Source organism: Pontibacter brevis (genome assembly GCF_054779655.1).
In genome coordinates, this window is record NZ_BAAGXV010000031.1 from 137,799 (window position 1) to 154,350 (window position 16,552).

At 51.3% G+C, this 16,552-nt stretch carries 10 protein-coding genes; all 10 read right to left on the reverse strand.

The features are described 5' to 3' along the window. Positions 1-3: 3 nt before the first annotated feature. The gene (locus ACYVB1_RS10530) at positions 4-3,174 is read right to left on the reverse strand and encodes a SusC/RagA family TonB-linked outer membrane protein (RefSeq protein ID WP_460923533.1); all 3,171 of its coding nucleotides are present in this window, start codon (positions 3,172-3,174) and stop codon (positions 4-6) included. Positions 3,175-4,018: 844 nt separating this feature from the next. Next, positions 4,019-6,415, reverse strand: coding sequence for an alpha-L-rhamnosidase-related protein (locus ACYVB1_RS10535; RefSeq protein ID WP_460923534.1), 2,397 nt, complete (start codon positions 6,413-6,415; stop codon positions 4,019-4,021). A 220-nt stretch (positions 6,416-6,635) separates the two neighbouring features. Next, positions 6,636-7,517 (reverse strand): ROK family protein, encoded by an 882-nt coding sequence (locus tag ACYVB1_RS10540; RefSeq protein WP_460923535.1) that lies wholly within the window; start codon positions 7,515-7,517, stop codon positions 6,636-6,638. 173 nt (positions 7,518-7,690) lie between these two features. Beyond that, positions 7,691-8,701 carry a glycoside hydrolase family 43 protein gene (locus ACYVB1_RS10545; RefSeq protein WP_460923536.1) on the reverse strand — a complete coding sequence of 337 codons (1,011 nt, stop codon included), beginning with the start codon at positions 8,699-8,701 and terminating at the stop codon, positions 7,691-7,693. Between the two features lie 9 nt (positions 8,702-8,710). Then, a complete protein-coding gene (locus ACYVB1_RS10550; RefSeq protein ID WP_460923537.1) occupies positions 8,711-9,445 on the reverse strand; it encodes a 3-keto-disaccharide hydrolase in 735 nt (244 codons plus the stop codon). A gap of 160 nt (positions 9,446-9,605) precedes the next feature. Next, positions 9,606-11,618, reverse strand: a complete 2,013-nt coding sequence (locus ACYVB1_RS10555; protein WP_460923538.1) for a hypothetical protein — start codon at positions 11,616-11,618, stop codon at positions 9,606-9,608. 17 nt (positions 11,619-11,635) lie between these two features. After that, complete coding sequence (locus tag ACYVB1_RS10560; RefSeq protein ID WP_460923539.1) at positions 11,636-13,507, reverse strand: family 16 glycoside hydrolase; 1,872 nt, start codon at positions 13,505-13,507, stop codon at positions 11,636-11,638. A 517-nt stretch (positions 13,508-14,024) separates the two neighbouring features. Beyond that, complete coding sequence (locus tag ACYVB1_RS10565) at positions 14,025-14,789, reverse strand: copper homeostasis protein CutC (RefSeq protein WP_460923540.1); 765 nt, start codon at positions 14,787-14,789, stop codon at positions 14,025-14,027. After that, complete coding sequence (locus tag ACYVB1_RS10570; protein ID WP_460923541.1) at positions 14,770-15,750, reverse strand: isoaspartyl peptidase/L-asparaginase family protein; 981 nt, start codon at positions 15,748-15,750, stop codon at positions 14,770-14,772. Before ACYVB1_RS10570 ends, ACYVB1_RS10565 begins: the two co-directional genes overlap by 20 nt. 34 nt (positions 15,751-15,784) lie before the next feature. Then, positions 15,785-16,309, reverse strand: a complete 525-nt coding sequence (locus ACYVB1_RS10575) for a Gfo/Idh/MocA family protein (protein ID WP_460923542.1) — start codon at positions 16,307-16,309, stop codon at positions 15,785-15,787. Positions 16,310-16,552: the final 243 nt, after the last annotated feature.

Sequence of the window (16,552 nt, forward strand, 5' to 3'; positions counted from 1 at the left end):
TACTTAAAATGTTGCTGTAACGCCTGTGTTGATGATTCTGGACTGTGGGTAATACTGACCGTTGGCGTTCACGTTTTCAGGGTCATACACTTTCAATTTATCCCAAGTCGCCAGGTTCAGTGCATTCACATACACACGCAGCACGTCTAAACCTACTTTTTTACCTAGAGTACCCGGAAGCGTATAGCCCAACTCAATGTTCTTCAGTCGGATATAGTCTGTGCTTCTCATCCAGTAGGTATTACCCCATGAGAAGTACTGGTTTCCGCGGTCAGAGATGCGCGGGTGCACTGAGCTAGGATTCTCCACAGTCCAGCGGTTCACATAGATATCCTCCAGGAAGTTACCGATACTACCCATTTCGCCAGTTCCGATTGTTGTTACCGCTCCGGCTGAACCCTGGAACAGCACGCTGAAATCGAAGTTTCTGAAGCTTGCACGGGCATTCAGACCACCCTGGAAAGTAGGAATGTCGTTCCTTGGATCTCTTGTTCTGTCGTCTGGTGTAATTCTGCCATCAGGTACACCGTTCGGGCCAGACACATCCTTATATTTCATATCGCCTGGGCGTAGTGCTCCTACAATCGCGCTATAGTCAATCGGGTTGGCATCAATCTCTGCCTGGTTTAAGAACACGCCGTCATATTCGTATCGGAGCGACGTACCCATTGGCATACCAGTAGAGCGCTGGTGGGCAGGAGCTCCTGGTGCCTCGTCCCAGAAAAGAATCTTGTTTTTAGCGTAGCCACCATTCACACTCACATTGAACACAAAGTCACCAACCTGGCCATTATAACCTACTAAAGCGTCAAAGCCTCGGTTTGCAACTTCGCCTATGTTCTGGCGGGGCAGGGTCATACCAGTAGTCTGAGGAATTGAGCCGTATTTAGCCCATAATATGTTGGTACGCTTATTATAGAACACATCAAACTCGAAGTTTATTTTTCCCTGCAGCAACTGACCTTCTAGTCCGACGTTAGCGTTGTTTGCTACCTCCCAGGTGATTGTTGGATTTGGAACCCGGGTTTCACGCAGCGTCTTTACTTCCTGTCCACCAATTATATAGGTATAGAAGTCATTGGTAGACATATAAGAATAGAACTCTCCTATATCATCGTTACCCATTTGACCCCATGAACCGCGGAGTTTCAGATAGTTAATAAATCCTACGTTATTTTTGAAGAAGTCTTCTTCAGAGATCTGCCATGCAGCCAGCACTCCAGGAAAGAATCCGTAGCGGGTTTCTCTCGGAAACACATCTGAGGCATCGTAGCGCCACAGGAATTCTGCCATGTACTTTTCTTTGTAGTTATAGGCAAAACGGCCGAAGTGGCTAAGGCGTGCTCTTTCATAAGCCCCTCCTCCATTATTTCGCTCTAAGTCTCCACCAACGCTTATTTGGTCAATGGCAGGAGAGATGAAATACCTGCGGAACGCTGAAACAGCTTCCCAATCAATCGTCTCTCTGTTTGTACCCGCCAGCACTGTTACTGCATGATCTCCGAACTTACGATCGTAGGATAATATACCGCCCAGCAAAATATTCAGCTGTTCTTCATCTCCTACATTCAGGTTTGGATCGGCAGGTCCTCTTCGTCCTGAAGTAAGCAAAGGTGTAGTACCATCTGCCTCATAGTCAGTACCGTTCCAGGAGTACAGGAACCACGGAATTTGCCATCTTTTCGTACGACGTGTCATTTTATCAACCGCAGCTGTACCTGTAAACTTTAGCCCTTCAATCCAAGGGTTCGTGATCTCGATTGAACCATTAGACTGAAGATAGGTACGGTTATCACGGTCGTAGCCGGTTTCATTGGTGGTGATAACTACTGGATTTTGTCCGTTTTCAATATCAGGTCCTGGTCTTCCATCTGGCCAACGGGCAGGCATAGTAGGCAGACCACGCATCTGCATTCTGAAAATAGCACCAGCACTCACTGTCGGGAAAAAGCGGTTTTCCTGGCGCGCCAGCATACCTACACTTGTCTTGATGTATTCATTGATATTTGCATCCAAGTTCAGGCGTAAGTCATACTGCTTATAGCCGGTTGCTGAGTTCTTATAGAAGGCATCCTGGTTAACGTAGTTCAGGGAGGTCAGGAACCTCATGTTGTCGTTTCCGCCAGTTAACTGCAGGGTATGCTGGGACTGTGGAGACCAGGTCTTCAGGGTTGCATCATACCAGTCTGTGTTAGGGTGCGTCCATGGGCTAGAACCGTCTCTGAACTTCTGCATATCATCCGGATCGTAGTGTGCATTTACCGTAGAGCCATCTGGCAAGGTGTAGCTTCCTGTATTGCGGAAAGCCTCTGTCGCTTCTCCCCACAGGTGCACCGGCACACGGTTGTAAATCTCCAGGTCGTTACGCATTTCTGCAAACTGCACATTGTTGGCCAGGTCGGGGATAACAGTAGGCTGGGCAAAACCCTGGTTAAAGGAGTAAGACAGCTTTGGTTTTCCTGCTGTACCACGCTTGGTGGTAACCAGGATTACACCGTTGGCCGCTCGCGAACCATAAATGGCTGCAGAAGCGTCTTTCAGTACGGAAATACTTTCGATATCCGCCGGGTTAAGGCGTTCAATACCACCCGCACGGGCAGGAATACCGTCAATTACAACCAGTGCTCCATTGTTGCCTAAGGTATTGGAACCACGAATACGAATTATTGAGCCATCGTAACCAGGCTCGCCGCTTCTGTTAACGGCTACCACACCAGGCATGCGGCCAGCGATAGAGTTAGTGACGTTAACTGCTGGTGATCTTTCAAGTTCTGCACCCTTTACGGCGGAAACAGAACCGGTTACAGTTTCTTTCTTTTGTGTACCATAACCCACAACCACTACTTCTTCCAGTGCTTTCGCATCGGTAGTAAGCTGCACGTTAACAGTGGTTCGGTTATTAATCGGAACTTCCTGCGGTGCGAAACCTATAAAAGAAAAAATAAGGGTTCCGTTACCATTAGGCACGTTCAGGGTGTAAGTGCCGTCTGCACCAGTGGGCGCGGCAGTGGAAGAGCCCTTGAGCAGCACTGTCACGCCAGGCAGGGCTACACCGCTTTCGTCAGTAACTTTCCCCTGCACTGTGAGGCCTTGTGCATAGGCCGCAACAACAGAGAAAAAGAAAAGAGGTAATACAAGCAAGTATCTTACCTCCTTGGGTAAAAGGTGTTGCATAGATTCTGGTTTTAAAGTGAAAAAATATAAATGAAACTCTGTAATATTTTATTCCCTATTGCTTACTAAAGCAGCAAACCCGTCGCAACTGGTCTTGAATTAACTGTAGCCGCAACACTTAACTTTTACTATAAAACTCACCTTTACTACACCCGGTTCAGCATCTGTTCAGGGTTTAGCAAATGAAACTCACGCAAAATGAAACAAGGAAATCTTAAAAAGACAGGCAGCATTATTACCTCTTTAGCACAAACTATTTTTTAAATAATACTAAATCTACAAATATAAGAGGCCATAGTATTCAATTACTCATATCGTTTAGAACACATGAGCAGCAGCAACACTTAACCTCTTATTTCTATTTTATATATCTGGAATGCCTCGAAAGATGAGACACTGTATAGTTCTTGCGAAAGTAAAAAAGCAATGAAGTTATTTTCTTTAATCCAGAATCAGGCACAGCTTAAAACATGTTTTCTTTAAGCCCTTCCTTTTCCGCTTTATTGTTTAGAAGATTAAATATAAGCATCTAATCATAAAACCAAAAGCTTTTCAGCATAAAAGTGACCAATTACTCATAACATGAGGCTTATAAAGTATCTCTAACCATAAGCCAGAACCCATCTCTCCAAAGCCACTAACAATCAGGAAGATTAAGTAAAAAATTAAAGTTTCCATCTATACTGGTTAGCGTATATACCTATCTTATTATATAAAAGTTCTGTTCTGCTTAATTTAAAAGTGAGCAACCCATCACCTCACCTATCTGTAGCATTACATAAGCCCTGAAACTTTCTCGGCAGCACATTACACCTTTCAACCTTATCAGAGGCAGCCGGAAAAGCTACAGCGCCACGTTATTCTTCCCTCCGGCTAATGGAGCTTCGTTCCCATTCCAGACTAAGGTGCCTGTTATACCAGGCGGTAAAGTGATCTCTGCTTTTAACTTGTTTCTCTTATATACCTGGTATTTCACCATTATCTGGCCCTTTGGGTGCGGCATAACGCCACTAGCATTCTTTAAATCCCCCAAGCTTGGTGCAATGCGAACCTTGCTGAACCCGGGCGCGTCGCTGTCGATTCCCAGAACGATACGGTAGAGTTCGATGTTTGGGCTGGATCCCCATGCGTGGCAATCAGAGCGGGATGGCTCTGGTTGCTCGGCCCAGGTGGTTAGTCCCCTGGAAAGCTGCGTGCGCCACTCGTCCAGCAAATAGAGATACCTGTCCCCCAGACCTGCTTTCGCAACTGCCTGATGCAGATAGTATTTGAAGTAAATACTAGCCTGTGTTACGGCCTGATCACTTAAGACTTTTTCCATCAACTGGCGTGCTTCCTCCTCCTCTACAACTCCACCCAGCACTGCTAAGGTGTTCGTGTGCTGCGAGAAGTACCTTTTATCGGGTGTGTCGGCAAACATACCTTTGCCGGCATCCCAATACAGGTTCTTAACCGTTTGCTTCAGCGTATTTATCTTCTGCTCGTACTGCTGCGCAAAAGCAGGCAAACCGACCGCTTTCTCCAAAGACGCAGCCTCCTGGTAGGCAAGCAGGAGTTGCAGGTCCAAAGCTGCAGAACTGCCACCATTTGCCGATTTCGGAGCCATGCCTGCCTTCCAGCCAGGTGCCTCCGCCCAGTCGGTAAAAGTCCAGTAAGGCACCCTGCTAAGTGTGCCACTCTCCTCCTGCTTTGATTCAAAGAAGCTGATAATGACCCTGGATACCGGAAGTTGCTTTTTTACGAAAGCCTCATCCCCGCGGTACTTCCAGTAGTCGTTCACCATTCCAATCCACCACAAAGAGAAAGTAGGAATGTACTGGGGCAAATGGTTGGGATAGCGGCTCTGTGTAATGCCGCTCAGACCATGGGAGTAACGTATCTGGTCAATGGCATTTCGCATCAACCTGTCATCCCCACTGTTGTAAAGGGAAACCAGCGCCTGGATGCGGGTGTCGCCCACGTATTGTAGTTGCTCATAATACGGGCAGTCCATGTAAGTCTCGTGGGCACACAAACGCGCCGTACGCCAGCCGACCTCCAGGATTTTGTTTAACTCCGGACGACCAGCATCAAAGCTTGCCTGCAACTCGAACGGATATCCCGTGTAAAGTCCGTACAAATCATTGATGGTAAGGGGCTGCTCTTTCGTTTCTACCTCCAGTTCAATGTACCGGTATGTGCGCCACCAAAGCGGCATAAATGTACGAGCTTCGCCTCCATCAGAAGTGAATCTGTCCTCATAGCCTATAAACACTTTGCCCTCTACCTTATCGCGGTTGCCTTTGTTCTTTGTCCCGGCAACACTCTTGCCTTCGTCTACAAAGAGCGATTCGGCGTACCGTACAGCAACGGTTGCTCCCTGCCCCGCACTGATGGTTAGTATCGGGAATGCTGTGGTTTCAAAGCCCTGATCCAGTATCAGCGTAGCTTTTGTATGCGCGGGCACTGTAAAGGCTGCTGCTTTCTGAGGGAAATTCTTTGGGGCTGCAATTCCGGTAGCTCTTCTTACACTTGCCAGGCGTTGCGGGCTGAGCTCCATAGCCGGAATGCTGCGAGGCTGCAGGTGCCACCCTTCATACCAGGGCTCGAACAAACCACCTACTAGTCCGGGAGAAATAGTGCTTGCTGCAGGCCACTTGCTGTCATCAAAGGATTCCGTTTCCCAGCCCCAGTCGTAAACAGCAGCATTTAGATTTTCACCGGGGTCAATAACAAAGTAGGTATAGAGGTTCGTTTTGATAGGCGCATAGGCCTTGCTGCGGATACCCTTCCAGGAAGTGCCCGTATCCACAATACGCTCTGCGGGAGAATTACCCTGCATGATAAAGCCGGTGCGTAAGCTCGTTTGCGCTACAGGCGTCTCTTCTCCGTAATTCCACACGACAGCTGCCAGTGTATTTTTACCGGATTTCAGGAAGGGGGCTAAATCAACGGTCTCAAAATTCCAGTGGAAAACATCGCTGCGGGCAGGCCCGAAACACACTTGCTGTCCGTTTACAAAAAGCCTGTACCTGTTGTCGCCGGAAACATGCACCAGAAAAGTGGCAGGCTTAGCTTCCAGTTCTATATTCTTTCGGAAATGGTAGACGCCATACGCCTTTGCCGGTTCACCTGCCACCGCAATCCATTGGGCAGACCACGGCTTGCTCAGCAGTTCCTGAGGGAGAGCCGGATTAGGAATTTGTGCAAAAGCAAGGAAGGGAAATATGGTTACCAGAAGTACAGAAACCAGTTTCTTCATACCTGTTGCTTGTCTATGAGGGTCAAGGTTAAGCAAATAGCATCTTGTTTGTCTGTTTGGTTAAATCTATCAAGTTTTCTAACTATAACAATCCTGCAGTAGCCTGCTTCTGAAGTTAATTATTAGTTTATAACCACAAGTCGCAACATTGAACTTAGTTGCAGGGTCAGAATAGCGCGCTATATCTGAAAGCATAGGACAGAGGGTGCCTGATACCAGCTTATGCCTGTGTGGGGTTGCTGTTTTTCATGCTTGCCCGCCCCATGTGCCACAGCGCAGCGGCACCCAGTACAGCTGCATTCTCTATTTCAGAGCACTCTAAAACTAACTGGTCTGTAACCACACGATAGGGAAAGGAAGCTATACTCCGGTGCATCTCTTCATGAAAGAAGGGATAACTGCGGCTTGCTGATCCTCCCAGGAAGATAGCTTCCGGCGAAAGGGCATACAATACAACTTTAATCGCATTCCCCAGGTGATGCCCAAACTGCCTGAAGATATCGATGGCTTTGGCATCGCCTTCTTCTGCAAGCACCTGCAACTGGTCACCCGACATGCCATGCTTATTCTGAAAGAACTTCCCGCTGCAATAGTCTTCCAGCGTCTGGTCCAGGTAAGGCACACTGCCGAATTCTCCGGCACATGAGAAAGCCCCGCCATACAAACCATGGTTGATGATGATGCCTGTACCCATTCCGGTTCCAAGGGTGATACCCAGCATATTCTTAAACCGCTTCCCTTTTCCGTATACTTTCTCTCCTAATACAAAAGTGTTGGCATCGTTGGTGACACAAACAGGGCGATTGAAGGCATCCTCTAAATATGTTTTCAGGTGCACTTCATCCCAGGAGGGAATGTTCTGCACGTTGTACACGATACCTTTTTCATCATCAACCAGGCCCGGCACTCCTATTCCAATGCCAGTAACGTCAGCATCCATCAGTTGCCTGATACCATCCGTAATATCAGACAGCAGCTGCTCTTTCGCTCCCTGTGCTGCAGTTGTCAGCTTTAGCTCTTTCGTGATTACTCCATTCTGCACGATGCCCATATGCACTTTTGTGCCCCCTATGTCTACCCCTATAACTTTCCGGTCCTCCATATATAAATTTTCAGCAGGCTCGCTCACCTTGTTTTCAGTAAAATCTATTGGGCTGTTTTAAATATTCTCTTCACGTACAAACCTATGCCACTGGGTTGGGAATGCAGCGAGGTGTCCAGGTACCAACCAGAAAGCAAACCCCTGCTCCCGGAAAGAAGAGGCTCGCCAGGCTGTTATTTCACTTTCAGCCCCGGAACGCCTTCCATGGTGATTTTAACGGGGTTGATGTTGCCATTCGCGTCAAAAGTCATTTCATCGATGCAGGTAACCCGGTGGTTGGCATCTGTTTCCCCCAGTGGCCTTCTGTGGTACACGATGAACCATTTCCCCTTATTCTTATTGTGAATAACGGAATGGTGTCCCGCGCCGGTAGCCACTTCCGGGTCCTGCTTCAGGATAGTATCCACGCGCTTGAAAGGTCCCAGCGGCGAATCGCTGATGGCATAGGCCACACGATAATTCGGGCCGCCCCAGCCGCCCTCTGACCACATAAAATAGTACCTGCCCTCCCGCATGAACATGAAAGGCCCTTCTACATATCCTTCGGGCGTTATCTCTTTAAAAGTAGTCCCGTCCTCAAACGGTATAAAGCCTGTAAAATCGCCGTTGAGTCTGGCGATGTTGCAGTGCCTCCACCCGCCATAGATAAGGTAATGCTGCCCGTCTTTGTCCTGGAAAACAAACTGGTCGATAGGCTGCGCTCCGTTGTGAAATTCCCCGATAAGCGGCTTGCCAAGATGGTCTTTAAAAGGCCCCGCCGGGTTGTCCGCCACCGCTACTCCGATACCGCCTAACTCATCGTCACCCTGTATATCGTTGGCACCAAAGAACAGGTAATACTTTTTGCCTTTCCCTATGATGGAAGGTGCCCACATAGCCTTCTGAGCCCACTTAACGCTGGCTGTGTCAATAATGCGGCTGTGCTTGGTCCAGTTCACCAAATCAGGCGACGAGAAGGCATCCATAAATACCTGCTCCTCATAGGGTGCTGAGTAAGTAGGATATACCCAATACTTGTTCCCGAAAATGATACCCTCCGGGTCAGCATACCATCCTGGAAATATCGGGTTGCCGGAGGTTGTGCGGCCAGCCTCCTTTTTTGAGGCAGCAGCCTTACGCGTTGCCTGGCCACATACTTGCAATACAGCAAAAAGCAGGAGGCAAAGAGTTAGGAGTACTCTCATACCCCGGGCTTAGAGTGGCCGAATTTTGATGTTCTTGAACCACACTTTGTCGCCGTGGTCCTGCAGGGCAATGTGCCCACTCTTGTAGCGCCCGTAGTCCGGCATGCTGACAAATTTACTCTCTTGCACCATCCGCTCCCACTCCGGGCTCCAGAGAGTATATTCCACCACTTTCTTGCCATTCAGGTACTGCTCCACGTTCCCGTTGTTCACCACCAGGCGCACCGTGTTGTACTCTCCTGCGGGTTTAACGGCAGGCTCAAAAAGCGGGTGCAAATCGTAGTTTGTGCCCGCCCTGCGGTTGCCGTTCTTTCCCTGCTTTGCGTCGGCGTGTCTTTCATCGTCAATTATCTGCACTTCCGGACCCGATTGAAAGGTGTATTTAAACTTAGAGTCTTCGGAAACATTGAAGAAAATTCCGCTGTTGCCACCCTCCGATATCTTCCAGTCCAGCATCAGTTCAAAGTTCTGGTACTGGTTCCGGGTGATAACGTCTCCCCCTCCTTTACCAACCAGCGCAATGGCGCCGTCCTGCACCTGCCAGGCATCTGGCACATCCTGTTTCTGGAAGCCTTTCCAGTGCGCCATACTCTCCCCGTCAAAAAGCAGCAGCCATCCCTCCGATTGCTCTTTCTTTGTCAGGGTATTGTCGGCCTGAGCCGAATTGCTGCCCGATTTTGAGGCACACGCATACGTGATAAATACAGTTGCAAAAAGTACCAGAAAGGTGTAGGCTTTTCTCATATAAGTCATGGTGAAGTAGGTTTGTAGATGCAGCTATACTGGATAATTTGTTGAAGTATGGATTAGAGCAGACTAATCGGTTACAAAAGCATGCCCCACTCCTCAGGAGGAGCAGGACATACCGCAAAAGCGTCAAAAATATGAATGGGTAATGGCTTGCTTATTTAGCAGAAGCACTTCCGGCCGGTGCAAGCGAATTTATCCATCGGGCAATTTTAAGGGCATCCTCCTTTGGCACCTGCGGCATCGGCGGCATCTCCGTGGCGTAGTCTGGCCAGTTTTTCGGGTCCGGGTTATGGATTAGTTCCACGATTTTCTCAGGAGTGTATCCGCGCTTTGCTACATCCACATAAGCTGGACCTACTTGCCTTTTCTCTGCGTTGTGGCAGGCAAGGCATGTATGCTTCGCCAGCAGGCCTTTCACCTCGTCGTAAGTAGGCGCAGCGGACTTGACCGTAGTGGCTTTGGCTGCAGGTTTAGTTGCGGTGCCCTTTTGAGTTGGCGCTGCTTTCTTAGCTGTTGTGCTGGCAGCAGGCTTTGCCTTGCTTGCTGCTGCGGAAGAGTTAGTGCCGCTCAGCTCGCTCATGGAAAGTTTCGACCCCTGCGGAATGTTATTAAGCGTGTAATAAGCAGTCGGGTGAACCAGCGAGTGTGAGTTGTCGCGCTCCCGCACGCCAGCAAGTGTAATATTATAAATAAAATAACGGCGCAGGTCATCCACCACAAGGCGGGCCCTCATACCGTCCTCCGACACCTTCACACCTCGGATAGGGTTTTCCTCCGTGTCGACAGGCGGGCTGCCGTAAACCGGGTGGTACTTGTAAATGAAACTCGACACAGAATAAGAGGCGATGTCCTCGGCAGACTTTCTGTCGACAGGTTTGGTGAACTCTATCTCGAAGCCGTCCGGCATGGCGCGCACGGCCCGCATCTCAAACGGCACCCGGTTATTCCAAACCAGGCGCTGCAAGCCGTGATTGGCCTCGCCGGCAGAACCCCAGCCGCGGTTTGTCTCCCCCACGAACAAGGAACCGTCTTTTGCCCAGGCCAAACGAAGCACACCCGACTGGAAGCCCGTCCTGAACAGGAAAGAAGCCCCCTGGTACTCCCCGTTTACCTGCTCCAGGAACACGCGCGAAATCAGGCTCATCCCCTGGTCTCCCACCAGCACCTGGCCGCCAAACGGCCCGAAGTTCTCCTCCGGTATCTTGATAGGCTCTGAGTTAGAGATGCCCAGGATGCCGTGCGGCAGCCACACGGCAGGCGTACGCAGCTCCGGGAAAGCCTCCTTCATCTCGTACATCGCCACGTGGTCCTCGCCCACGATATTTTCCGGTTTAATGTAGCGCCCCCGTTCATCTTTCTCCTGGCGCGGGTCCAGTTTAGCATACATCTGCTCCATCGTCAGCTTCACCGGCGAGTTGGGCGTATTGGTCCAGCGCAGGCCGGCGGGGTGGCCAGTGAAGGCGCCTTTCGGTACATGCCAGAGCCCGCCGGAGCCCATCCACTCGCCCTGGTTGTCGGTGTAGAACAGCTCTCCGTCTATCACCCCCGGCCCGGCCGGAGAGCGCATGCCCGTGGCCCAGGGCTCCATTTTGCCGTCCTCGCTGATTTTCATCGTCCAGCCACGCCACGGCACCCGGCTTTCCCCGCGCCACCACTCCTCATCGCCAAAGGCCACATTGCCGGTAACGAAGAAGTCCCCGTCGGGCGCTATCCTGGGGCCGAAGCTGTACTCATGGTAATGCCCGGAGAGTGGCCAGGAGTAGACCGTCTTGTACTTGTCGGCCTTGCCGTCCATGTCGGTATCGACAAGCTTTGTCAGTTCCCCGCGCTGTGCGGCGTACAGGGCACCCTCCTTGTAGGCCAGGCCCAGGATCTCGTGCAGCCCGGAGGCGAACTTGCGGAAGTAAGGCCGCTGGCTGGTAGGGTTCTCCACGATGTACACGTCCCCGCGGCGCGTGGAAACACCCAGGTCGCCTGAAGGAAGCACCGTCAGCCCTCCTACCTCCAGCAGGGCCCCCTCCGGTGAGGGCACGCCCATAATCCGGAAGTAATCCTCCTCCATCGGCGACTCCTGCGCAACGGCGGAGGAACCAAGACCTGTTGCGGCCGCCGCTGTTAGCAGAAAGGCCAGCGCGGCGTTTCGGTATTTCTTATTTGTATATTTCATAAGTAGATAGTCTGAAGTTAGAAAATGATAGAATAGCTCACCTTGCCTCTTACCGGCACTAGCAACTCTTTCTGGCCGCCTGCGTCTCTTACCACGGGCTTCGCACCTGCGGCATCGTCCACTCTGTAATAAGCCTTGCCGTCCACCAGGTAGGTGTTTTTAGACACCGCCTGAATCGTGCTGCCCCCCGCCAGGCGGGCATACAGGTTATCCTCCGGGTTCTGCACCGTCAGCTCCCGGCGCAGGCCCTTGCCGCCTTCCAGTACCCGGATGACGTCCTGCACGGTGGTGCCGTACACCCTGTAGTTGAAGGTTGGCTGGTCTGCCTTGTCCACGTCATAGCCTTCGGGGCGGAAACCGGTGCCTGCCGTGTCGGCTACCCAAGCTGCCTGCGGGGAGGTTAATTTTGCCAGCGCGAAGGCAGGCTGCCCGAAGTGCTGCACAGCCCCGACCGGGCGGGAGGAGCCGTCGCCGCGGCTGTACCACATCGGCGTAGCGTCCAGGAAGCCCCCGCGCCATATCTGCACCATGTTGCCATTGTCCATGTCGTAGGTGTAATGCACCTGGTCAGCGCTTCCCACATTCACCGCATGCACCACCCTGGTGTTTCTTTTGCCCTCCTTGTTTGGCACCGGCAGGTCCATAAAGCTGCGCAGGATGGTATTCACCGGGGCGTCCACCAATATCGGTCCCTGCGAGTTATTGTTGCCCCCGGTAACAGGGTCGCCAATAAGGTACTCCCGGATGCCGGGGCCTACCACAGCAATGCCGATGCCCGGCCTGCCCCACTCCACTACCTTGGAGTACACGAGCTCAAACGGCATGTCGCCCGCGGGCAGGTTTACAGAAGCCCGCAGGTTTCTATCCCCGGGCGGAATAACCACCTTGTTGTTGATTTTCATCAGCGCACCGCCACCGCTGGGGTTCAGGTTAAAGGTGTACTCCCCCGGCTCCGTCACCCGCAGGGTGCCGGTGTAGCGCACCAGGAAGTCGTTGGAAAAGGGGCTGATGTCCGAGGTCAGGGCAACGGAGGTACCCTCCGCCTCCGGCGGGATGCTGTCATAGCGTGGCTCCCCCTCAAACTTTCCTTTGTAGACCTTGTACTGCAGGTTCACCAGCTCTGGTCGGGGCTTGCCGTACTCGGTGACTTTGATGTTGCGGAAGGCCACGGCGCCGTGGTCGCCCTGCAGGCGCAGCGGCCCTATGGCTACCTCGTTGCCCCCCATGGCACCCCGTGTGGGACCGAAGAGCTCCACGTTCTCGTGTATGGTCACGCCGTTGAGCTCGGCGCGCAGGATTTTGGCGTTCTCCGTCTTTTTCCCGCTGGCGTCGAAGCGGGGTGCCTGGAACGAGATTTTCAAGTGTTGCCACAGGCCCGGGGCACGGCTGACATTCTGGCGCGGGGCGTAGCCCTCAAACCCCTTCTGCCCGGACGGACGGCTCTCGTCCCAGCGCTCGTAGACACCGCCGTTGTCACCCGAGGAGGCCGTTTTCGCTCCCCAGCTGTCGTTGAGCTGCACCTCGTAGCGGCCCTGCAGGTAAACTCCGGAGTTAGAGCCCTTTGCCATCATGTAATCCAGCTCCAGGTCCACATCGCCGTGCTCGAAATTAGTTATCAGGTCAGTTCCCTTCTTTCTTCTGCCCGGCTCGTTTACCAGCACGCCGGTACCCTCCGTTGTGTTCAGGACGTTATCCTTGTCAAGCCTGGCCGTCACGTCGCCGGCAATATGCCAGCTCTTGCCCGGGTCCCGGAAGGCCGACAGGTTAGTCAGCGGCAGTTCCTCCGTCTGGGGTGCCGCAGATTGCGCCAGCGAGATGCCTGTGCTGCAGATCAAGGCCAGGCCCGCGAGCAGTATGCCACGAATGGGTGCTTTTTTATTTCTACTCATATAGCGTTATTTATTGGGGGTGCCCATGTTATAAAAAGTATGGTCTCAGTAATGTGTCATTCGGCAACGGCTGTGGAAACGCTCCGCTCACGTGCGTCTTTGCTTGTTTGGACTGACAACAACCATATTAAAACCGATGATTGTCTTATTCTGAAGCTCAGTATGGCTCAGCCCGCTTGCATCGTAAACACTGCCGTGGATGCATGCGCAGTTAATAAATAAGTTCTCCGATGTTTTTCCCGGCGCGTTGAAGATAAGCTGATTAGCCATTTTCAATTGAAGCATATAAGTTGTACTGAGTAGCTTTAACTAACACGATTTATATCTTACTGCTTAAAAATATGCGCTTAAATAAAGCTGTTTGATTTTGATACAATGCTTATTTATCATTTATGCATTCAAATTTAGCAGCATTATTGAAAAACCAAAGGTTTAACACCCTTTTAGTTACAAAGTAAGTGATTAATCAGGTGTAACCTATTGGCTGTAAGGAGGGAGCGTGTACAGATGAGCAAAGCTACTTTTCTAAAACCTCCCGCATCGCTTTTACCTGCAACTCGTCTGCTATCAACTGCTCAAATTCAGACAGGCTTTTGTTGCTGGACATAGGCGGGTAATCCCTCCGGAAAACCATATCGCTCTGCACAGAACGGCGCACGGAGGCATGGACTTCGCTTACACCGGTTTTGGCCACGATTTCCCGGACATTGGCAGGGTTCACCCCACTACCCGGCATTACGATCAGTTTACCGGCTGCTCTTTCATTTAGCTCCTTAATGAGCGCCGCCCCTTGCAGTGCAGTTTCCTGCTGGCCAGATGTGAGCAGGCGGTGTACCTTTAGCTGCAGGAGGTCATCGAGCGCCTTTACCGGGTCAGGTGTCAGGTCAAAGGCTCTGTGAAAGGTGATGCTGAGTAGCCCGGCATGCTCCATCAACTCCTGCGTTCTGGCGGTGTCTATATTTCCGTCTTTGCTTAACAAGCCAATCACCACGCCGTCGGCACCTAATTCCCGGCACAGGGCTATGTCCCTTTTCATGACATCGAACTCCGCGGCGGAATATAAAAAATCGCCTCTGCGGGGGCGTATGAGCACGTGCAGGCCAATATGGATGCTTTTCCGGACCACTTCAATCATGCCGGCGCTGGGCGTGGTGCCGCCACCGGCCAGGTAGTCGCACAGCTCCACGCGCTGGGCACCACCCTGCTCGGCTGCTATAGCAGAGGCGACAGAGTCGATGCAGATTTCCAGCGTCAGCCTGTTATCAGAACTTGCTCTTCCCATCTATCAACTGCTTTCCCGAAGTATCCTGCACGGCATAATTAAAGCCTTTGTGGATGCAGTAGCCGCCATATTCGCCGTTCTTGTTCAGCGCAATAAACCCGATCTGCAGGTCCTTCACGTCTTTTTGTTTTGAGATAATCCGCTCCACCGCCAGCCGGCAGGCGTCTTCCGGGGAATTCCCCTGGCGCATCAGCTCTACTACCAGGTGGCTCCCTACCATCCGCATCACAGCTTCGCCGAGGCCTGTAGCGGTGGCAGCCCCTATTTCATTGTCTACAAAAAGACCGGCCCCGATGATAGGAGAATCGCCCACGCGGCCATGCATTTTGTAGGCGGCTCCACTGGTGGTGCAGGCACCTGCCAGGTCGCCGTTTGCATCCAGGGCCAGCATGCCAATGGTATCGTGGTTCTCGATGTTAATGACCGGCTTATACTTTGATTCTTTCAGCCAGTTCTTCCAGTCTCTTTCAGAAGCAGGTGTTAGCAGGTTTTCTTTTTTGAAACCGCTCTTCAGCGCAAACTGCAGCGCTCCCTCCCCTGTCAGCATCACGTGTGGCGTATCTTCCATTATCCTGCGGGCTACCGATATGGGGTGCTTGATGTGCTGCAAAAAGGCAACGGCACCGCAGTTGCTGTCTTTGTCCATGATGCAGGCGTCGAGGGTTACCTTTCCCTCCCGGTCGGGGAAACCGCCATAGCCTACCGTGCGCACTTCCGGGTCAGCTTCCGGCACCCTCACACCCGCCTCCACCGCATCCAGCGCGCTTCCTTTTTTAGACAAGATTTGCCACGCAGCTGCATTGGCGGGTATCCCATGGTCCCAGGTGGAGATAACGACAGGCCGGTTGCTTTTGGGTGTACCCTTTATCGTTCCGGCAAAAGCTTTCTCAAAATGAAGGCCTCCACCTAATAACGTCGCGCCTAAGGCAGATAACTTAATGAATTTGCGTCTGTTGCTCATTGCGTTTTATACTTAAGGATACTGCTTTCAGAATTTATTCCAGGAAAACGGTTTGGTTAGATTTAGCTGATTCCAGGATTTCCACCACTGTAACATTGATGAGTAATCCATATAGATTATTCTTATCCAGCTTCAGCTCACCTTTCATAACTGCGACCAACACAGAAAATGGTTCGGTATAGGGCTCAGGGCGTGGTTCCAGCTTTAAAACCTTTTCAGGCGACTGCTCTTCCAGGCGCTGACGTACCGTTGTGGCATCTACCGCAACCGCATATCCTTTCGCACCATGAACCTCCATGTCTTTTCGGGAGAAAGGCCAGTTCCGGGAAGCCTGCACAATACACTGTGCTTTGGGGTATTGCAGGATGATGAATGCTTCATCATCAACCTCCTTATAAATAGCAGGCTTGTTTTGATGAACAACTGCGGTGACTGAAACAGGCCTTTCCCCCTTCATCAGCCAGCTCATCAGGTTAGCCCCATAGCACCCATAATCCATTAAGGCTCCTGCTCCGTTTTTTTGAGGATCTGTCAGAATTTCCAGAAACTCTTTGCTCACCCCAATTTCCTAAGGCCCCTGGTGGCCGTCACTTATCACGACCTTCCGTATCTCTCCTAGCTTCCTATCATTCACCAGTTCATTCACATACTGGTTACTTGCATACCACGATGTTTTGAAATTTGTTAATACCTGAATATTAGAAGCTATCTCAAAAATACCTAAGCATTATCTTCATGCACGCGAGCAGCAGGAATGCCAGGTAATTATCAGCCTTCTTTTCCTGTCTGACCAAGGTTCTTC